Source organism: Citrobacter sp. RHB36-C18 (genome assembly GCF_013814485.1).
GTDB lineage: Bacteria > Pseudomonadota > Gammaproteobacteria > Enterobacterales > Enterobacteriaceae > Citrobacter > Citrobacter braakii.
On record NZ_CP057125.1, the window covers coordinates 190,241 to 209,777 of the forward strand.

Sequence of the window (19,537 nt, forward strand, 5' to 3'; positions counted from 1 at the left end):
TGGAGGGGGAGATAAGATTTGTGAGCAATACAGATTCACGGTTCCAGGCCGTGCGTCATTAGAGAGAATCCGGGTTATGTTGCAGTTCATTCTCCGACGTTTGGGACTTGTCATTCCCACGTTTATCGGTATCACTCTTCTCACCTTTGCTTTCGTTCATATGATCCCCGGCGATCCGGTAATGATCATGGCGGGTGAGCGTGGAATTTCCCCTGAGCGTCATGCTCAACTGTTGGCTGAACTCGGTCTGGATAAACCGATGTGGCAGCAGTACCTCCATTACATCTGGGGGGTTATGCATGGTGATTTAGGTATCTCGCTGAAAAGCCGATTACCGGTGTGGGAAGAGTTCGTTCCTCGCTTTAAAGCAACGCTGGAACTTGGCGTCTGCGCGATGATTTTCGCCGTTGCGGTGGGTATTCCGGTGGGTGTACTTGCTGCCGTTAAGCGCGGCTCCATTTTCGATCACACTGCCGTTGGCCTGGCGCTGACGGGTTACTCCATGCCGATTTTCTGGTGGGGCATGATGCTGATCATGCTGGTTTCCGTGCAGTGGAACCTGACGCCGGTTTCCGGTCGGGTGAGCGACATGGTGTTCCTTGATGATTCCAATCCCCTGACCGGTTTTATGCTGATTGACACCGCCATTTGGGGTGAAGAGGGCAACTTTATCGATGCGCTGGCGCATATGATCCTGCCAGCAATGGTGCTTGGCACCATTCCTCTGGCGGTAATTGTGCGTATGACTCGTTCATCGATGCTGGAAGTACTGGGTGAAGATTACATTCGTACCGCACGCGCCAAAGGCCTGACCCGTATGCGCGTCATCATCATTCACGCTCTGCGTAACGCGATGCTGCCCGTTGTGACCGTTATCGGCCTGCAGGTCGGTACGTTATTGGCTGGGGCGATCCTGACCGAGACTATTTTCTCGTGGCCGGGACTGGGACGCTGGTTGATCGATGCGCTACAACGCCGTGATTATCCAGTGGTACAGGGCGGGGTGCTGCTGGTCGCGACGATGATTATCCTCGTCAACCTGCTGGTAGACCTGCTGTACGGCGTGGTGAACCCGCGTATTCGGCATAGGAAGTAAGGGGCCATCATGTCACAGGTTACTGAAAATAAAGTTATTGCTGCACCGGTGCCCATGACCCCGTTGCAGGAGTTCTGGCACTATTTTAAACGCAACAAAGGTGCGGTTGTTGGGCTGGTGTACGTTGTCGTGATGATCCTGATTGCGGTCTTTGCCAACGTCCTCGCGCCGTACAACCCGGCAGAGCAGTTCCGCGATACGCTGCTGGCTCCTCCTGCGTGGCAGGAAGGCGGTACCATGGCGCATCTGTTTGGTACTGATGATGTGGGCCGCGATGTGCTGTCCCGCCTGATGTACGGTGCGCGTCTGTCTCTGTTGGTCGGCTGTCTGGTGGTGGTGCTCTCCCTGCTGATGGGCGTGATTCTCGGGCTGATTGCCGGTTACTTTGGCGGGATTGTCGATAACGTCATCATGCGTGTGGTCGATATCATGCTGGCACTGCCGAGCCTGTTACTGGCGCTGGTGCTGGTGGCGGTATTTGGGCCCTCGATTGGCAACGCCGCGCTGGCGCTGACGTTCGTGGCATTGCCGCACTATGTGCGTCTGACGCGCGCCGCCGTCCTGGTGGAGGTTAACCGCGACTACGTTACCGCATCCCGCGTGGCCGGAGCCGGTGCAATGCGCCAGATGTTCGTCAATATTCTTCCTAACTGTCTTGCGCCGCTGATTGTTCAGGCGTCGCTTGGCTTCTCTAACGCCATTCTCGATATGGCTGCCCTCGGCTTCCTGGGGATGGGCGCACAGCCGCCTACGCCGGAATGGGGCACCATGCTCTCTGACGTGTTGCAATTTGCCCAAAGCGCCTGGTGGGTCGTGACCTTCCCGGGGCTGGCAATCCTGCTGACGGTGCTGGCATTTAACCTGATGGGTGACGGTCTGCGTGACGCGCTCGATCCCAAACTGAAGCAGTAAGAGGTTCGAGATGGCGTTATTAAATGTAGATAAATTATCGGTGCACTTCGGCGATGTGGGGTCCGAATTCCGTGCCGTAGACCGCATTAGTTACAGCGTGAACCAGGGTGAAGTGGTTGGCATTGTAGGGGAGTCCGGCTCTGGTAAGTCCGTCAGCTCGCTGGCGATTATGGGACTGATTGACTACCCAGGCCGCGTTATGGCCGAAAATCTGGAGTTTAATGGTCGTGACCTGAAGCGCATCTCTGAGAAAGAGCGTCGCCAGTTAGTGGGCGCGGAAGTGGCGATGATCTTCCAGGACCCGATGACCAGCCTTAACCCGTGCTACACCGTCGGCTACCAGATTATGGAAGCCATTAAGGTGCACCAGGGCGGCAACAAAAAAACGCGTATTCAGCGGGCGATTGACCTGCTGACGCTGGTGGGGATCCCCGATCCGGCCTCGCGTCTGGATGTCTATCCGCACCAGTTGTCTGGTGGGATGAGCCAGCGCGTGATGATCGCGATGGCGATTGCCTGTCGTCCAAAGCTGTTGATTGCCGACGAACCGACAACGGCGCTGGATGTGACCATTCAGGCGCAGATCATCGAGCTACTGCTGGAATTGCAGCAAAAAGAGAACATGGCGCTGGTCTTAATCACGCACGACCTGGCGCTGGTGGCCGAAGCGGCGCACAAGATCATTGTGATGTACGCCGGGCAGGTAGTGGAAACCGGGGCCGCGCAGGATATTTTCCGCGCGCCGCGTCATCCGTATACCCAGGCGTTGCTGCGCGCGTTGCCGGAGTTCGCTCAGGATAAAGCGCGTCTGGCTTCGTTGCCGGGCGTGGTGCCAGGTAAATATGACCGCCCGACCGGTTGTTTACTGAACCCGCGCTGCCCCTATGCGACTGACAAATGCCGCGCTGAAGAACCTGAACTGAACCTGCTGGAAGGCGGTCGTCAGTCGAAATGCCACTACCCACTTGATGATGCCGGGAGGCCTGGGCTATGAGTACGCAAAAGGCCGCTTTGCCACAGCCGCTGTTGCAGGCAATTGACCTGAAAAAACACTACCCGGTGAAGAAGGGGATGTTCGCCCCGGAACGCCTGGTGAAAGCGCTGGACGGCGTCTCCTTTACGCTGGAACGCGGCAAAACGCTGGCGGTGGTAGGCGAGTCAGGCTGTGGGAAATCCACCCTTGGTCGCCTGCTGACGATGATTGAAGTCCCGACCGGCGGTGAGCTGTATTATCAGGGGCAGGATCTGCTTAAGCACGACCCGCAGGCGCAGAAGCTGCGCCGGCAGAAAATCCAGATTGTGTTCCAGAACCCTTACGGTTCCCTGAACCCGCGCAAGAAAGTAGGGCAGATTCTGGAAGAGCCGCTGCTGATCAACTCCATGCTAAGTAAAGAGGAGCGTCGTGAAAAAGCGCTGGCGATGATGGCGAAAGTGGGGCTGAAAACCGAGCACTACGACCGCTATCCGCACATGTTCTCCGGCGGTCAGCGTCAGCGTATTGCCATCGCTCGCGGGCTGATGCTTGATCCAGACGTGGTGATTGCCGACGAACCGGTCTCGGCGCTGGACGTTTCTGTTCGTGCGCAGGTGCTGAACCTGATGATGGACTTGCAGCAGGAACTGGGGCTGTCATACGTCTTTATCTCGCATGACCTGTCGGTGGTAGAGCACATTGCCGATGAGGTGATGGTGATGTATTTAGGCCGCTGTGTGGAAAAAGGAACGAAGGATCAGATCTTCAATAATCCGCGTCATCCGTATACGCAGGCTCTGCTCTCCGCGACGCCACGCCTGAACCCGGACGATCGCCGCGAGCGTATCAAGCTGACCGGTGAGCTGCCAAGCCCGCTGAATCCACCGCCGGGCTGTGCGTTCAATGCCCGCTGCCGTCGGCGTTTTGGTCCGTGTACCCAGCTTCAGCCGCAGCTGAAGGATTACGGTGGACAACTCGTGGCCTGTTTCGCTGTTGACCAGGATGAAAATCCACAGCAATAAACGTGGGTTATGACCTGATAACCGGAGCCTTGTGCTCCGGTTTTTTTATATTTTGTTTTTACGTCCACAATGTGAGTCCTCTGGCAGAACATTATTCCACAGCGTCTAAAATGTAGTCAGATTTCCTCTCGTCACAGAAATATCTATTTCGCAGTTGCTAACTGTCAGGAGCAAATGTGGTCACGATACGCTGGGATATTAAAACAATTGATCGTCTGTCGATGGTTGAGGATGTCCTGAAGGAATTTTCCTGCTGCGATATCAATATCATCTCCATGAAAGTCACACCTGGACGGATCCTGATTAAATCCTGGTGCCGCCAGTTACAGGATATTTCCTGCGTGCAATCCTGTTTAGGCCGGCGCGCCGATATTATTAACGTCGCTTACCTGTGTGAAGAGATAAGCGAACTGTCGACGCCTGAGCCGGAACGCCCGCGCTATTTCTCTGACATTATTTGTAGCAGCCAGAGCATGCACTCGCTTATCGAAAAGGCGATAAAAATTGCCGACAGCAAATATACCGTTTTGATCCGCGGCGATACGGGTACTGGCAAAGAACTTCTGGCCCGGGCTATCCATAATTCCGGGCAGCGACGTTTTTATCCGTTTATTCCGGTCAACTGCTCTGCGCTACCTGAGTCGTTGATGGAGAGTGAATTCTTTGGCTATGAGAAAGGGGCTTTTAGCGGTGCAGATTGTAAAGGCAAAAAAGGGCTGTTTGAAATGGCCGATAAAGGCACCCTTTTTCTCGATGAATTTGGTGAAATGTCGCTGAGCTTACAGGCTAAATTACTGCGCGTACTTCAGGATGGTGGGATCCGTCGCGTTGGCGGGGCGCAAATTATTCCGGTCAATGTGCGCATTATTGTGGCAACCAACGCCAATCTGGAAGAGATGGTGGAACAACGTCTGCTGCGCGCCGATCTCTATTACCGCATTAACGTACTTTCACTGACCATTCCGCCCCTGCGGGAGCGCCCGCAGGATATCAGCCTATTGATTCGCCACTTTGTGCAGAAATACGCGAAGGAATTCCAGCGACGGATCATTCTGGATAAAGCCTGCTTTGATGCCCTGCATCATCACACCTGGCCGGGAAACGTTCGCGAACTGGAAAATACCATCATTCGCCTGATGCTGATGGCGGAATCCGACGTCATTACGCGGGAAGAATTAGGGATGGTGAATTTGCCTGCTGTTGAGCTGACGCCGACAGAGCGTCCTTTTAAAGAACAGGTTTTGTGTGCTGAACGCCAGCTTATTGAACAGATGGTGGAAGAGAATGTGTCGTCGCGGCATATCGCTAAAGCGCTGGGGGTGTCACATACCACGGTACTGAATAAAATTCGCAGCTATCAACTGGAGAGTGTGAGTTAAGCGCCGTCAGTGACTGACGGCGCTGTAAACGGATTAGTCAATCAGCTTCAATAATGGCGACAGGCACAGCAGGATCCCGTACAACAGGATTAGCCAGGTTTTCAGCCCGCGTAGTTTTTCCAGTTGCGTTACTTTATAAATCAGGAAAAACGGAATAATACACGACACAATCCCGTAAAGTGGGCTACCCAACTGGAAGAACACCAGTACCGATACACGAAATGACACCCAGATCACCAGGGTGATAACAATAAAGGTGCAAATACCCAGCGTAAGCACCAGGGGATTAATTTTCGCCACATCAATAACGCGGCTCAGAACATTAAGAATAATACCCTTAATCGCCTCGTGGAACCCCAGATAAATACCAAAGAATGCGGTTAATACGGCGAAGATATTTAGCACCGTTGAGGTGATATGAATAATTTGCCCAGGAATGACTTGCGCTGCCAGCGCCAGTGCGGAAATATTTTGTTCGAAGGCCGAAACGGCCTCTTCATGACTAATAGAAAAGGTAAAAGAGAATGAGAAAAACAGAATGACCGCAATCAGCGTAATGTAACTGATGCGATGCGTGCGTATTGCCATTCGGGTGGCCAGAACCCGGTCCGCTACCCGCTTGCGGTAGGCGATGTTCATTGGGTTCAACACCTGAATAAACACCGCCGAGAAGAAGCAGAACGGGATGGTCAGCAATACGTCGCGAAAGAAGACCGATGTTTCAGGGAATGCGCTGATATTAGAGAAGTTCCAGTGCGGAACCATCGCAAAACCAAACACGATGATGATCCCCACTTTGACTACCACCATCGGGCCGGAGATTTTAAACAGCAGCTTTTCTCCCCCGGAAGCAATGGCCACCAGCACGGCAAAAATGGCCACTTTATAGATTATCGATTGTGAAAGATCGGCATCGGTTAAGCCGAAGGTTTTGATATATGAGGCACTGTCAAAAACCACGGATAAGGAATAGATAAATATGCCGTGAATAATCATCAAAAAATAGATGACGCCAAGAAATACGCCCCAGTTTTTTCCCAGGTAATGACTGATAATATCGGTATAGTCATTACAAGTTTCACTTTCTGATAATGTTTTTAAATAAATATCCTGCACAATATAGGTTGCTGGATAGGCAATAATAAAGGCGACGATAAATACCCAAATGCCTGTTAAGCCTATTTGTACCGGCATCAGTACCGTTCCAGCACCAATTGCCATACCGATACACAGTAATACCCAGCCAAAGTCGTATTTCGTAAACGGTATTTTCTTTGAGAATGGTACGGTGGTTGCTGTATTGTTGCTTAGTTGTAATGTGTCGTCCTGCATAGAACCCCCTGCCCAAAATACGCGCACTCCCCGAAACAGGATTGCGCGTATTACCAGACTGTTGTGCCTTGATTCTCAACAACCTGAACCGATCGGCGTCGGTTCAGGTCATAATGGTCAGAATGTTGCCTTTCTGATGGCGTGTTCAAGGTCGTTAATAATATCTTCTGGATCTTCAAGACCCACAGAAAGACGGATAAGCCCGTCGGTAATACCTGCTTTAAGCCGTTCCTCTGGCGCAACGGGCGAATGTGTCATAGACGCTGGGTGCTGAATGAGGGTTTCGGTATCACCGAGACTGACCGCGAGGAGGCACAATTCTACAGAATTGATCATCCGTCTGCCAGCCTCGAGGCCGCCGGCTATTTCGAAGCTGATAATTCCTCCTGGCAGGCTCATCTGTCGCTGGCCCAGCTCATACTGCGGGTGTGAAGATAAGCCAGGATAATAAACGCGGGTAATGGATGGATGCCCCTCGAGGAAGCGGGCGATTTTCAATGCGTTTTCACAGTGGCGTTCCATACGAATCCCCAGTGTTTTAACGCCGCGTAGCGTCAGCCACGCGTTGAAAGGACTCATGCAGCCGCCGGTGATATCTTTCAGACCAACAAACCGCGCCTGGTCAATAAACTCCTGCTTACCAACAATGATGCCGCCAATCACGTCTCCGTGACCGTTGATATATTTAGTGACGCTGTGTACCACAATATCCGCGCCTAGCTGTAAAGGCTGCTGGCAGTACGGTGACATAAAGGTGTTATCCACCACCAGCAATGCGCCTTGTTGATGGGCGATACCGGCTACCGTTTCAATGTCGACCAGCGACAGCGTCGGGTTAGCGGGCGTTTCGATATACACTACTTTGGTTTCCGGGCGCATGGCGGCGCGGATTTCTTCAGGCTTTGCCGCATCGACGAAGCTGACGTTAATCCCAAACTTCGGCATGCTGTGCGACAAAAACGCGTGGGTGCAGCCGTAAATCGCGCTGGCGGAAACGATATGGTCGCCCTGCTGGCACAACGTCAGCAGCGTGGTGGTGATGGCAGAAATACCGGATGCGGTTGCCAGCCCGGCTTCACCTCTTTCCAGTACCGCCAGCTTTTTCTCCAGCGCATCGGTGGTGGGGTTACCCAAACGGGTGTAAATGTACCCGGACTCCTCGAGCGCAAAGCGGGCGGCACCTTGTTCGGCGCTGTCAAAAACAAACGTTGAAGTCTGGAAAATAGGCGTACTGAGCGCGCCAGTAGAAGGGTCGGGTTGTTGCCCCGCGTGAACGATCTGGGTGTTGAATCCGTAAGTACGACAGTCAGACATGATATCTCCTTTGATTCGGAACAGAACAGCTCACAGTCAAATAGCAATCGCTGTGCCAGAAAATGAAGTTATAGATATCAATGAGATATGTCCTTTTCTGTATTGAAGAGCGGCAGGAATGTTGCCAACTGGCAAGAAACTTTCCAGCGTACTGGTGCGAAAACAGGTGAAATGCGAGGCGCTACGCAGAGCCATATATTGCGCAGTGATATGGCAAGTGGGCTACCGTAGAATCAGCGGCAAGCCGGGAATTCCCGGTGAGGCGCAATGTTGCGGGGGCTTGATCCCCGGCGGCATCGGTTGCTGGAAAGAGAAAACCCCCGCACGTTGTTCGGTATAAACCTGGCAACAAAACGGGGGCTAACTTGAACCTGAACAACTCAAGAATAGCCGTGAACAGTTGCCATTGCAACACAGGCGGCTATATGACGCTCGCACAGTTAGGCGTGGCCTTCTGGCACGATTTAGCGGCTCCGATCATCGCTGGCATTATTGCCAGCCTGATTGTGAGCTGGCTGCGTAACAGGAAGTAATACACCTTGCGGGCGTCTGTCTGCCGTGATGGCAACATGCGCCCGAACCAGGCCGCAGGGGGAAACCTTGCGGCCTTTTTCGGCTTAAATGCAGATAAATCTCGTCGCCAGGTGCCTATCCTGTCGGGATAATGCATGCTGGGAAGTTTTCAGATACCGCCTCTCTTAATACCGCTACGATCGGGTATACTCTGACGGCAGTTTCGTCTATCCGTGGAGAGTCAGTTTGCGTGTCAGTCGCTCGTTAACAATTAAGCAGATGGCAATGGTTGCGGCCGTTGTCATGGTGTTTGTGTTTATTTTTTGCACCGTTTTGTTGTTCCATCTGGTCCAGCAGAATCGCTACAACACGGCTACGCAACTGGAAAGTATCGCTCGCTCCGTCCGTGAGCCTCTGTCGGGCACGATCCTGAAAGGGGATATTCCCGAAGCAGAAGCTATTTTAAGAAGTATTCGACCAGCAGGCGTGGTCAGCCGCGCCGATGTGGTGCTTCCCAATCAGTTTCAGGCGCTGCGGATGAGCTTTATTCCTGAACGCCCGGTTCCGGTTACGGTGACTCGCCTGTTTGAACTTCCGGTACAAATTTCGCTGCCGGTCTATTCTCTTGAGCGTTCAGCGAATCCGCAACCGCTGGCGTATCTGGTGCTACAGGCGGATTCGTACCGTATGTACAAGTTCGTGATGAGTACGCTCTCAACGTTAGTGACCATTTACTTACTTCTCTCGTTAATACTCACGGTAGCCATCTCATGGTGTATTAACAGATTGATTTTGCATCCATTACGTAAAATAGCGCGTGAGCTGAACGACATTCCCCAGCAGGATCTGATTGGCTATCAGCTGGCATTGCCGCGTCTGCATCAGGACGACGAGATTGGCCTGCTGGTGCGTAGCTACAACCTCAATCAGCAACTGATTCAGCGCCGCAGTGAAGAGCAAAGCGACCATTCAATGCGATTCCCGGTTTCTGAGCTGCCCAACAAGTCGTTTCTGATGGCGCTGCTGGAGCAGGTTGTGAATCGTCAGCAGACTACGGCGTTGATGATTGTCACCTGCGAAACCCTACGTGATACCGCGGGTGTGTTATCCGAGACCCAGCGGGAAATCCTGCTGCTTACGCTGGTTGAAAAGCTGAAGTCAGTATTGGCCCCCAGAATGGTGCTTACCCAGGTGAGCGGCTATGACTTTGCCATCATCGCACATGGTGTGAAAGAACCCTGGCACGCTATTACGCTAGGTCAGCAAGTGCTCACTATCGTTAACGAGCGATTACCGATTCAGGGCATTCAACTACGTCCAACCTGTAACATTGGGGTGGCGATGTTTAATGGCGATTTGACCGCAGAACAGCTTTACCACCGCGCACTCTCAGCCGTGTTAACGTCGCGTCACAAGGGTAAAAACCGGATTCAGTTCTTTGACCCGTTGCAGATGGAAGAGGCGCAACAGCGTTTGACGGAAGAGAACGATATTCTTACCGCGCTGGATAACCATCAGTTTGCGCTCTGGATGCAGCCGCAGGTGGAGATGTCCAGCGGTAAGGTATTGAGCGCAGAAGCATTATTGCGAATGCAGCAGCCAGACGGAAGCTGGGAGCTGCCAGAAGGGTTAATCGACAGGATTGAGTCCTGTGGCCTGATGGTGACGGTCGGTTACTGGGTGCTGGAGGAGACATGCCGCCAGCTGTCAGCCTGGCAGGAACGCGGCCTGATGCTGCCGCTCTCGGTGAACCTGTCTGCACTACAGCTGATGCATCCGAGTATGGTGTCGGATCTGCTGGAGTTGCTAAACCGCTATCGCATCAAGCCTGGGACGTTGATTCTGGAAGTGACCGAAAGCCGGCACATTGATGATCCTAATGCCGCTGTGGCTATTTTACGCCCGCTGCGCAACGCGGGCGTGCGTATCGCGCTGGACGATTTTGGTATGGGCTATGCGGGTCTGCGACAACTGCAGCACATGAAGTCGCTCCCGGTGGATGTACTCAAAATTGATAAGATGTTTGTTGATGGCGTCCCTGAAGATTGCAGCATGATCTCCGCCATCATTCAGTTGGCGCATAGCCTCAATTTGCAGATGATCGCTGAGGGCGTCGAAACCGAAGCGCAACGCGAATGGTTATCACAAGCGGGGGTAGAAGTGGCACAAGGGTTCCTGTTTGCCCGGCCGGTTCCGGCGAATATCTTCGAAGAACGTTATCTGACGCCGAAAAACGCTGATTACAAAAGTTAAAAAAGGTCTCGCTTGTGCGAGCCAGCTCAAAATTTTTAACATTTCTGTATCAATTATGATCCAGGCGCATTTCTGTCATGTTGTGTGGGTGTTACTTTAAGGCCGCAGGTTAAACAAAACCTTACAAGGCCTGTGGTTTTTACTTTAAGGACACCCTATGAAAACCTCTATATTCAAAAGCCTTTACTTTCAGGTCCTGACAGCAATTGCCATAGGTATCCTCCTTGGCCATTACTACCCTGAATTAGGCGCCCAAATGAAGCCACTTGGTGATGCTTTCGTGAAGCTCATCAAAATGGTCATCGCACCTGTCATCTTCTGTACTGTCGTCACCGGCATTGCAGGCATGGAAAGTATGAAAGCCGTAGGCCGCACCGGTGCGGTTGCACTGCTTTATTTTGAAATTGTCAGTACGATTGCGCTGATCATCGGCCTTATCATCGTCAACGTGGTGCAACCCGGTGCCGGTATGAACGTCGATCCGGCGACGCTGGATGCCAAAGCGGTTGCGATTTACGCCGAACAGGCAAAAGACCAGGGGATCGTAGGCTTCCTGATGGATATTATCCCGGGTAGCGTCATTGGCGCGTTCGCCAGTGGCAACATCCTGCAGGTATTGCTGTTTGCGGTTATGTTTGGTTTTGCGCTGCATCGTTTGGGTAGCAAAGGCCAGATGATTTTCAACGTGATTGAAAGCTTCTCGCAGGTTATTTTTGGCATCATCAACATGATCATGCGCCTTGCGCCGATCGGTGCTTTCGGTGCCATGGCCTTTACCATCGGTAAATATGGCGTCGGGACGCTGGTGCAGTTGGGTCAGTTGATCATCTGTTTCTACATCACCTGTATTCTGTTTGTGGTTGTGGTGTTGGGCTCGATTGCGCGCGCAACCGGCTTCAGCATTTTCAAATTCATCCGCTATATCCGTGAAGAACTGCTGATCGTTCTGGGCACCTCTTCTTCCGAGTCCGCGCTGCCGCGTATGCTCGATAAGATGGAAAAACTGGGCTGTCGCAAGTCGGTTGTCGGGTTGGTTATACCCACGGGCTACTCGTTTAACCTTGATGGGACATCAATCTATCTGACGATGGCGGCGGTATTTATCGCTCAGGCCACCAACAGCCATATGGATATTTTCCATCAGATAACCCTGCTGGTGGTGCTCCTGCTCTCTTCAAAAGGTGCTGCGGGTGTGACCGGGAGTGGCTTCATTGTTCTGGCCGCGACTATCTCCGCTGTGGGCCATTTACCGGTTGCTGGTCTGGCGCTGATTCTCGGTATTGACCGCTTTATGTCTGAAGCCCGTGCGCTGACTAACCTGGTCGGTAACGGTGTGGCAACTGTTGTAGTAGCGAAATGGGTGAAAGAACTGGACCATAAAAAGCTGGATGATGTGCTGAATAATCGTGCGCCGGATGGCAAAACGCACGAAATATCCTCTTAATCTCTCCACTTATGCCCGTAGTCCCTTCCAGGACTGCGGGCGTTTGCGCATAATTAACCCCTGTGCCTGAAACCGCCGATTCGGCGGCGTCGGGATTTTTTCACTTCCTCCGTGACATTTTTATGTTCTTGCGGTCTAACACGAAGTGTTTTTAACGTCATATTCAGAGAGTCCTCTCGCGGGCTGTCTTTTTATTTCCAGGATAGTTGATCAGGGGTTCACATGCAGGGCACAAAAATTCGACTTTTAGCGGGCGGCTTGCTGATGATGGCCACTGCCGGCTATGTGCAGGCAGATGCGCTCCAGCCTGACCCGGCGTGGCAACAGGGCACGCTGGCAAATGGTTTACAGTGGCAAGTCTTAGCCACTCCCCAGCGCCCCAGCGACCGTATTGAGGTTCGCCTGCTGGTCAATACCGGTTCACTCACCGAAAGTACACAACAGAGTGGTTTCAGCCATGCGATCCCGCGTATCGCGCTGACGCAAAGCGGTGGCCTCGATGCTACGCAAGCCCGTTCTCTGTGGCAGCAGGGGTTCGATCCCAGTCGTCCCATGCCGCCCGTTATCGTTTCCTATGATTCCACGCTGTATAACCTCAGTCTGCCTAACAGCCGTAACGATCTGCTGAAAGAGTCACTTTCTTATCTGGCGAATATTTCCGGTAATCTGAGCATCACCCCTGAATCGGTCAATCATGCGCTGAGTAGCGAAGATATGGTTGCAACCTGGCCGTCAGATACCAAAGAGGGATGGTGGCGCTATCGTCTGAAGGGATCGACGCTGCTGGGTCACGATCCTGCCGATCCGCTGAAAACGCCTATTGATGCGACGAAAATCCAGTCCTTCTACCAGAAATGGTATACCCCGGATGCGATGACGCTGATTATCGTCGGTAACGTAGATGCGCGCAGCGTGGCTGATCAAATCAATAAAACCTTTGGCGAATTAAAAGGTAAACGTGAAACGCCTGCGCCGGTACCCACGCTCTCTCCGCTGCGTGCAGAGGCCGTAAGCATAATGACCGATGCGGTACGTCAGGATCGCCTGTCTATTATGTGGGATACGCCGTGGCAGCCGATCCGTGAATCTGCCGCGCTGTTACGTTACTGGCGCGCTGATTTAGCCCGTGAAGCGTTGTTCTGGCACATTCAGCAGGAGCTCACCAAAAACAATGCCAAAGACATTGGCCTTGGCTTTGACTGTCGGGTGCTGTTCCTGCGCGCGCAATGTGCCATTAACGTTGAATCACCGAACGGTAAGCTGAACGCGAACCTCAGCACGGTTGCGCGTGAGCTGGCCAAAGTGCGCGATAAGGGGCTGCCGGAAGAAGAATTTAATGCGCTGGTGGCGCAAAAGAATCTGGAACTGCAGAAGCTGTTTGCCACCTATGGTCGCACCGATACCGATATTTTGATCAGCCAGCGTTTGCGCTCGTTGCAAAACCAGGTCGTAGATATTGCGCCTGAACAGTATCAGCGTTTACGTCAGAGCTTCCTGAACAACCTGAGTGTTGAGATGCTGAATCAGGACCTGCGTCAGCAACTGTCGCAAGATATGGCGTTAATTCTGTTGCAGCCGAAGGGTGAACCTGAATTCAATATGAAGGATCTGCAGGCGACGTGGGATAGCATTATGGCGCCGGTTACCGCCGCGGCAACGTCGGTAGAAACGGATGAATCACATCCTGAAGTGACGGACATCCCGCCGGTGCAATAAGGGAATCGTGACCTGCAGGCCGGACGCGACGTTAACGTCTAATCCGGCCTGCCAGAACGCCAGATTATTGCGGCATGGCGTCGCGAGGAATAATCGCCCCACGATGCTGAATAACGGTGCTTGCCGTCAGGTGCCCGCGTTTTGCGGCATCAGCGGCATCGCCACCGGTCAGACGTACCGCCAGATACCCGGCGCTGAAGGAGTCTCCCGCAGCGGTCGTATCGATAACCTTCTCTTTCGGCAGTTTTACGGCCGGAACGTCGATGAGTTCTTCGCCTGCGATGGAAACCAGGCAAGAGTCTGCACCGCGTTTCACAACCACTTCCTGTACGCCAGCCGCGTGAGTACGGGCAATCACCTCGGCAACCGGTTTTTCACCCCACAGCGCGTCTTCATCATCCAGCGTCAGGAACGCGATATCGGTGCATTCCAGCATTTGCTGATACACCTGCTGGGTCTCTTCTTTACTGCTCCACAGACGTGGGCGGTAGTTATTGTCAAAAATGACCTTTCCACCGTTGGCGCGGCATTCTTGCAGCAGCGACAGCAGCTTGTCACGACTTGCCGGACTTAAAATAGCCAGGCTGATTCCGCTCAGATACAGATAGTCAAATGTCGCCAGTTCTTCGCAAATAGCGGCGGACTGTTCGCTCTCAAGCCAGAATTTTGCGGCGGCTTCATTACGCCAGTAATAGAAGGTGCGCTCGCCGGTGCTATCGGTTTCAATGTAATAGAGGCCCGGCAGGCGGTTTTCCATGCGTTGGGTTAATGAAGTATCCACATTTTCGCTCTGCCAGGATTCCAGCATTTGTTGGCTAAAACTGTCGGTACCCAGCGCAGTCACATAGTGTACGGAAAGTGCCGCAGCATCGACCTGACGGGCGATATAAACGGATGTATTCAACGTGTCGCCACCGAATCCGCGCTGAACGTCAGCGCCTTTCTGTGACAGCTCAATCATGCATTCGCCAATCACGGCAATCTTTCTGGACATAGTCGTAACCTGCTCTGAAAAAAATTAGCGTTAGTGTGCGCTGTGGGTGTTAAGTGGTCAACTATATTAAAACATCGTTCCATTATTTTTTTGAGCCAGCACGTGTTCTGCGTCGTTTTTTGCCGCTTAGTTTCTATTTTGCGTAGGGCTGAACGTAAAGTTCTTCGCCTGAGCGCCGATAACCTTTGACGAGTCCGGTCAGTCACACTCTTATTTACAGGACATCTCAGATGATAAAGCAGGTTACCCAGCAGCTAATTACGCTCGATGCGAGTATTGAAAACTTGCAGGAGAGACGCTATTGGCTGCAGTGCGAGCGTGCTTACACCTACCAGCCGATTTATCAGACCAACGGACGGCTGATGGCCGTTGAGCTGCTGACCGTCGTGAGCCATCCTGAAAACCCCTCCCAACGTATCGCACCAGACCGCTATTTCGCCGAAGTGGCCGTACGACATCGTGTAGATGTGGTGAAAGAGCAGCTTGTACAGCTTGAACAAAAAGGGGCGTTTTTCAAAGCCAACGATCTGCTGGCATCCGTGAATGTCGACGGGCCAACGCTGATTGCAATGCGCCAGGATCCCGAAATCCTGAAAATCATCGAATGTCTGCCGTGGCTGCGCTTTGAACTGGTGGAGCATATCCGCTTGCCGAAAGGTTCGTCGTTCGCCTCAATGTGCGAGTTTGGCCCGCTCTGGCTGGATGATTTTGGTACCGGAATGGCAAACTTCTCGGCTCTGAGCGAAGTGAGTTACGACTATATCAAAGTGGCGCGGGATCTGTTTGTCATGCTGCGCCAGACGCCGGAGGGCCGCAATCTCTTTACGCTGCTGTTACAGCTGATGAACCGCTATTGCCGCGGTGTGATTGTCGAAGGCGTTGAAACGCTGGAAGAGTGGCGTGATGTGCAAAACTCACCGGCTTTCGCTGCGCAAGGCTATTTTCTCTCTCGTCCAGTGCCTCTGGATACCCTAGAAGACGTAATTCTGTCGCTTTGATAAGGATGTAGAACGCCTCCTTTTCCTCTGCTGGACTATCTTTAGGACAGGCAAGGAAGAAAGTAAGGAGGTTAAACATGACGAGAACAGGCAAAATAACCACTTCAGTAATAGGGGTTTTCTTGTTGTTGATCGTCGTACTCATCATCGTGATTGCGACATTTGACTGGAACCGGCTCAAACCGACCATCAACCAGAAAGTCTCTACAGAACTCAACCGGCCCTTCGCCATACGGGGTGACCTGGGCGTGGTTTGGGAACGCCAAAAACAGGAAACCGGCTGGCGTAGCTGGGTTCCGTGGCCGCATGTCCATGCTGAGGATATCATCCTCGGCAACCCGCCGGACATTCCTGACGTCACCATGGTGCATCTCCCGCGCGTTGAAGCCACGCTCGCCCCACTGGCATTGCTGACAAAAACCGTCTGGCTCCCGTGGATCAAGCTGGTCAAACCCGATGCACGGCTTATCCGCCTGTCGGAGAAAAACAATAACTGGACCTTTAACCTGACAGGGGATGAAAACCGCGATCCCAAAGCGCCGCCATCAGCCTGGTCTCTCCGGCTGGATAACATTCTGTTCGACCAAGGGCGCATCGCCATTAACGATAAGGTGACGAAGTCAGAGATTGAGATCCTGGTCGATCCGCTGGGTAAGCCGTTGCCCTTTAGCGAAGTGACTGGCGCAAAAAGTAAAGAGAGCAACGCCCATATTGAGGACTACGTGTTTGGTCTGAAAGCGCAAGGCCGATATAACGGCGAACCGCTAAGCGGTCGCGGGAAGATAGGCGGAATGCTGGCGCTGCGCGGTGAAGGAACCCCTTTCCCGATTCAGGCTGATTTCCGTTCGGGTAATACGCGTGTGGCGTTTATCGGTACGATAAACGATCCGATGAATATGGGCGGGGCGGATCTGCGGCTTAAATTCTCGGGAGATTCGCTAGGGGATTTGTACGATTTGACCGGCGTGCTGCTCCCGGATACGCCGCCGTTTGAAACCGACGGACATCTGGTCGCGAAAATTGACCCGGAAAAATCCTCTGTTTTTGATTACCGCGATTTTAATGGCCGAATTGGCGACAGCGATATTCACGGAACGCTGGCCTATACCACCGGTAAGCCGCGCCCAATGCTGAAAGGGGATGTTGAGTCACGCCAACTGAGGCTGGCTGATTTGGGGCCGCTGATCGGTGTGGATTCAGGCAAAGGGGCGGAGCGGGCTAAACAATCTGAACAGCGCAAAGGTGAGAAGAGCGTCCAGCCCGCGGACAAGGTCTTGCCGTATGACCGTTTTGAAACCGACAAATGGAACGTGATGGACGCTGACGTACGTTTCAAAGGACGGCGTATTGAGCACGGCAGTAGCCTGCCGATCAGCGATCTCTCCACCCATATCATCCTGAAAAATGCCGACCTGCGCCTGCAGCCGCTGAAATTTGGCCTCGCGGGAGGCAGCATTGTCTCCAGCATCCATCTGGAAGGGGATAAAAAGCCGATGCGGGGGCAGGCGGACATCCAGGCTCGCCGCCTGAAGCTAAAAGCGCTGATGCCGGATGTGGAGCTGATGCAGAAAACGCTCGGTGAAATGAACGGTGACGCCAGGTTTAGCGGGAGCGGAAACTCGGTAGCGGCGCTGCTTGGTAACAGCAATGGTAACCTGAAGCTGCTGATGAACGACGGTTTGATCAGCCGGAATCTGATGGAAATTGTTGGCTTGAATCTGGGCAACTATCTTGTTGGACAGATATTTGGTGATGACGAGGTGCGGGTGAACTGCGCGGCGGCGAATCTGGATATTGTTAACGGCGTAGCCCGCCCGCAGATTTTTGCCTTCGACACGGAAAACGCGGTCATTAATGTCACTGGTACGGCGAGTTTTGCGTCGGAGCAACTGGATTTAACCATCGATCCGGAGAGCAAAGGCATTCGTATTATTACCCTGCGTTCGCCGCTGTATGTTCGCGGCACCTTTAAGAATCCGCAGGCCGGTGTGAAGGCCGGGCCGCTGATTGCGCGCGGTGCGGTTGCTGCCGCGCTGGCAACGTTAGTGACGCCCGCGGCGGCCTTGCTGGCGCTGATTTCACCTTCTGAAGGAGACGCTAATCAATGCCGGACCATTTTGTCGCAAATGAAGAAGTGATTTTTGCCGTTGTCGGATGGCGCTAACGCTTCGCTTCTGCGGCCTACATTTCATGCTCAACGTAGGCCGCAGACGGTGCTTACAACCAAAGAATCACAATGATTGATGGCGGGTTTCGTGGGTTAACAGCAGCGCAATCAGCGTTAACGCCGCCATTGATGCCAGATACGTACCGACCGCCGCCAGGCCGTAATTCGCCTGCAGCCATGCGGCAATGTAAGGGGCAACGGAAGCACCAAGAATCGACGAAACGTTGTACGAGAACGACGCTCCCGTGTAGCGCACTTCGGTCGGGAACAGCTCCGGCAGTAGCGCGCCCATCGGACCAAATGTCAAACCCATCAGGCTCAAACCAAGCAACAGGAAGGCGAACACCAGCACCGGATTGCCAGAGCCGAGCAGCGGTTTAAAGGCAAACAGCGCAAACAGAATAATAAGCGTGGTGATGATGAGCATGCTCTTGCGACGACCAAACGCATCGGCCAGCAGGCCCGCCACCGGCACCATGACGCCAAAGCCAATAACCGCCATCATCAGCATCCACAACACTTCATTACGCGGCAGGCCAAGCCCTACAGGCGCCGCGGCGGTGCTGAACGTCATGGAATAGACGGTCATGATATAGAACAGCGTATAGGTCGCCAGCATGATGAACGTGCCGAGGATCGTCACGCGGACATGTTTTGTCAGCAGGGTACCCAGCGGGATTTTCACCTGTTTTTTCGCCGCTGCCACTTTGGCAAAGACCGGGGATTCATGCAGCGAAACGCGAACGTACAGACCGATAATCACCAGCACCGCAGAGAAGATGAACGGTACGCGCCAGCCCCAGCTCATAAACTGCTCGTCGGTCAGCAGCCAGGAGAGCAGCAGGAAAGTGCCGTTGGCGAAGAAGAAGCCGATAGGTGCGCCCAACTGCGGGAATGATCCGTACAGCGCGCGTTTACGCGGCGGTGCGTTTTCCGTCGCCAGTAACGCCGCGCCGCCCCATTCCCCGCCCAGTCCTAAACCCTGACCAAAACGCGCCAGCGCCAGCAGCAGCGGGGCGAAAATACCGATAGTTTCATAGCCCGGCAGCAGGCCAATGACAACCGTCGAGATCCCCATAGTGAGCAGTGAGGCAACCAGCGTGACTTTACGCCCTACGCGATCGCCAAAATGCCCGAACACAGCAGAACCGATAGGCCGTGCCACAAAGGCGATAGCAAAGGTGGCAAGGGACTGCAGCGTTGCCGCGGTCGGATCCCCCTGCGGGAAGAAGATATGGGGGAACACGATCACCGCGGCGGTGGCGTAGATATAGAAGTCGAAGAACTCAATGGCAGTGCCAATGAGTGAGGCGACGACGACTTTATTGCGCGAGTTGACCGGGGTGTGTTCCTGTTCGTTGTCGAGCGTTGTGGCTGTTGCTTGCATAATATTTTCTTATTTTTGGTCGAACGAAAGGTCATAT

The 19,537-nt window shown here is 53.2% G+C and carries 15 protein-coding genes; 11 read left to right on the forward strand and 4 right to left on the reverse strand.

The genetic code is table 11. The features are described from left to right. The first annotated feature begins 76 nt into the window (after positions 1 to 76). The 5 genes from dppB to HVZ52_RS00915 all read left to right on the forward strand — a co-directional run bounded on the left by dppB (position 77) and on the right by HVZ52_RS00915 (position 5,382). Entirely contained in the window at positions 77 to 1,096 is a 1,020-nt protein-coding gene (dppB, locus tag HVZ52_RS00895) for a dipeptide ABC transporter permease DppB (RefSeq protein ID WP_016154903.1), read from the forward strand. A 9-nt stretch (positions 1,097 to 1,105) separates the two neighbouring features. Next, positions 1,106 to 2,008 (forward strand): dipeptide ABC transporter permease DppC, encoded by a 903-nt coding sequence (gene dppC / locus HVZ52_RS00900; protein ID WP_016154902.1) that lies wholly within the window; start codon positions 1,106 to 1,108, stop codon positions 2,006 to 2,008. Positions 2,009 to 2,018: 10 nt separating this feature from the next. After that, complete coding sequence (gene dppD, locus HVZ52_RS00905) at positions 2,019 to 3,002, forward strand: dipeptide ABC transporter ATP-binding protein (RefSeq protein ID WP_019078085.1); 984 nt, start codon at positions 2,019 to 2,021, stop codon at positions 3,000 to 3,002. Then, positions 2,999 to 4,003: a dipeptide ABC transporter ATP-binding subunit DppF gene (gene dppF / locus HVZ52_RS00910; RefSeq protein ID WP_053388698.1), complete on the forward strand. Its 1,005-nt coding sequence runs from the start codon at positions 2,999 to 3,001 to the stop codon at positions 4,001 to 4,003. Before dppD ends, dppF begins: the two co-directional genes overlap by 4 nt. A gap of 176 nt (positions 4,004 to 4,179) precedes the next feature. Then, positions 4,180 to 5,382, forward strand: coding sequence for a sigma 54-interacting transcriptional regulator (locus tag HVZ52_RS00915; RefSeq protein WP_016154900.1), 1,203 nt, complete (start codon positions 4,180 to 4,182; stop codon positions 5,380 to 5,382). A gap of 33 nt (positions 5,383 to 5,415) precedes the next feature. Here HVZ52_RS00915 and HVZ52_RS00920 read toward each other — a convergent pair whose 3' ends face one another. Both HVZ52_RS00920 and megL read right to left on the reverse strand, forming a co-directional pair. Beyond that, positions 5,416 to 6,714, reverse strand: a complete 1,299-nt coding sequence (locus HVZ52_RS00920) for an amino acid permease (RefSeq protein WP_181598764.1) — start codon at positions 6,712 to 6,714, stop codon at positions 5,416 to 5,418. A gap of 117 nt (positions 6,715 to 6,831) precedes the next feature. Continuing rightward, positions 6,832 to 8,028 (reverse strand): methionine gamma-lyase, encoded by a 1,197-nt coding sequence (megL, locus tag HVZ52_RS00925; RefSeq protein ID WP_003023295.1) that lies wholly within the window; start codon positions 8,026 to 8,028, stop codon positions 6,832 to 6,834. Between the two features lie 425 nt (positions 8,029 to 8,453). On the opposite strand from megL, the gene HVZ52_RS00930 reads away from it, so the two are divergent. The 4 genes from HVZ52_RS00930 (at position 8,454) to HVZ52_RS00945 (ending at position 13,954) form a co-directional block, all read left to right on the forward strand. Then, on the forward strand, positions 8,454 to 8,561 hold the full coding sequence (locus HVZ52_RS00930) for a type I toxin-antitoxin system toxin Ldr family protein (RefSeq protein WP_016154898.1): 108 nt from the start codon (positions 8,454 to 8,456) through the stop codon (positions 8,559 to 8,561). Between the two features lie 226 nt (positions 8,562 to 8,787). After that, positions 8,788 to 10,794 (forward strand): biofilm formation regulator HmsP, encoded by a 2,007-nt coding sequence (hmsP, locus tag HVZ52_RS00935; RefSeq protein WP_032931922.1) that lies wholly within the window; start codon positions 8,788 to 8,790, stop codon positions 10,792 to 10,794. 157 nt (positions 10,795 to 10,951) lie between these two features. Next, a complete protein-coding gene (dctA, locus tag HVZ52_RS00940) occupies positions 10,952 to 12,238 on the forward strand; it encodes a C4-dicarboxylate transporter DctC (RefSeq protein WP_003023301.1) in 1,287 nt (428 codons plus the stop codon). Positions 12,239 to 12,460: 222 nt separating this feature from the next. Beyond that, a complete protein-coding gene (locus HVZ52_RS00945; protein WP_131405424.1) occupies positions 12,461 to 13,954 on the forward strand; it encodes a pitrilysin family protein in 1,494 nt (497 codons plus the stop codon). 64 nt (positions 13,955 to 14,018) lie between these two features. Here HVZ52_RS00945 and HVZ52_RS00950 read toward each other — a convergent pair whose 3' ends face one another. Next, positions 14,019 to 14,948: a sugar kinase gene (locus HVZ52_RS00950; RefSeq protein WP_016157709.1), complete on the reverse strand. Its 930-nt coding sequence runs from the start codon at positions 14,946 to 14,948 to the stop codon at positions 14,019 to 14,021. 230 nt (positions 14,949 to 15,178) lie between these two features. Between HVZ52_RS00950 and pdeH the strand changes: the two genes are divergently transcribed. Both pdeH and HVZ52_RS00960 read left to right on the forward strand, forming a co-directional pair. After that, entirely contained in the window at positions 15,179 to 15,946 is a 768-nt protein-coding gene (pdeH, locus tag HVZ52_RS00955) for a cyclic-guanylate-specific phosphodiesterase (RefSeq protein ID WP_047415877.1), read from the forward strand. 77 nt (positions 15,947 to 16,023) lie between these two features. Further along, the gene (locus HVZ52_RS00960) at positions 16,024 to 18,084 is read left to right on the forward strand and encodes an AsmA family protein (protein WP_181598765.1); all 2,061 of its coding nucleotides are present in this window, start codon (positions 16,024 to 16,026) and stop codon (positions 18,082 to 18,084) included. Positions 18,085 to 18,177: 93 nt separating this feature from the next. Here the strand turns inward: HVZ52_RS00960 and HVZ52_RS00965 are convergent, their stop codons facing one another. Next, on the reverse strand, positions 18,178 to 19,500 hold the full coding sequence (locus HVZ52_RS00965) for an MFS transporter (protein ID WP_003023312.1): 1,323 nt from the start codon (positions 19,498 to 19,500) through the stop codon (positions 18,178 to 18,180). Positions 19,501 to 19,537: the final 37 nt, after the last annotated feature.

Bases quoted from the DNA above. Each gene is read 5' to 3' on its own strand.
- pdeH (WP_047415877.1), top strand. From the start codon at position 15,179: ATGATAAAGCAGGTTACCCAGCAGCTAATTACGCTCGATGCGAGTATT.
- dppD (WP_019078085.1), top strand. From the start codon at position 2,019: ATGGCGTTATTAAATGTAGATAAATTATCGGTGCACTTCGGCGATGTG.
- dppF (WP_053388698.1), top strand. From the start codon at position 2,999: ATGAGTACGCAAAAGGCCGCTTTGCCACAGCCGCTGTTGCAGGCAATT.
- dppB (WP_016154903.1), top strand. From the start codon at position 77: ATGTTGCAGTTCATTCTCCGACGTTTGGGACTTGTCATTCCCACGTTT.
- HVZ52_RS00950 (WP_016157709.1), bottom strand. From the start codon at position 14,948: ATGTCCAGAAAGATTGCCGTGATTGGCGAATGCATGATTGAGCTGTCA.
- megL (WP_003023295.1), bottom strand. From the start codon at position 8,028: ATGTCTGACTGTCGTACTTACGGATTCAACACCCAGATCGTTCACGCG.
- HVZ52_RS00965 (WP_003023312.1), bottom strand. From the start codon at position 19,500: ATGCAAGCAACAGCCACAACGCTCGACAACGAACAGGAACACACCCCG.
- HVZ52_RS00920 (WP_181598764.1), bottom strand. From the start codon at position 6,714: ATGCAGGACGACACATTACAACTAAGCAACAATACAGCAACCACCGTA.
- HVZ52_RS00960 (WP_181598765.1), top strand. From the start codon at position 16,024: ATGACGAGAACAGGCAAAATAACCACTTCAGTAATAGGGGTTTTCTTG.
- HVZ52_RS00930 (WP_016154898.1), top strand. From the start codon at position 8,454: ATGACGCTCGCACAGTTAGGCGTGGCCTTCTGGCACGATTTAGCGGCT.
- dctA (WP_003023301.1), top strand. From the start codon at position 10,952: ATGAAAACCTCTATATTCAAAAGCCTTTACTTTCAGGTCCTGACAGCA.
- dppC (WP_016154902.1), top strand. From the start codon at position 1,106: ATGTCACAGGTTACTGAAAATAAAGTTATTGCTGCACCGGTGCCCATG.
- HVZ52_RS00945 (WP_131405424.1), top strand. From the start codon at position 12,461: ATGCAGGGCACAAAAATTCGACTTTTAGCGGGCGGCTTGCTGATGATG.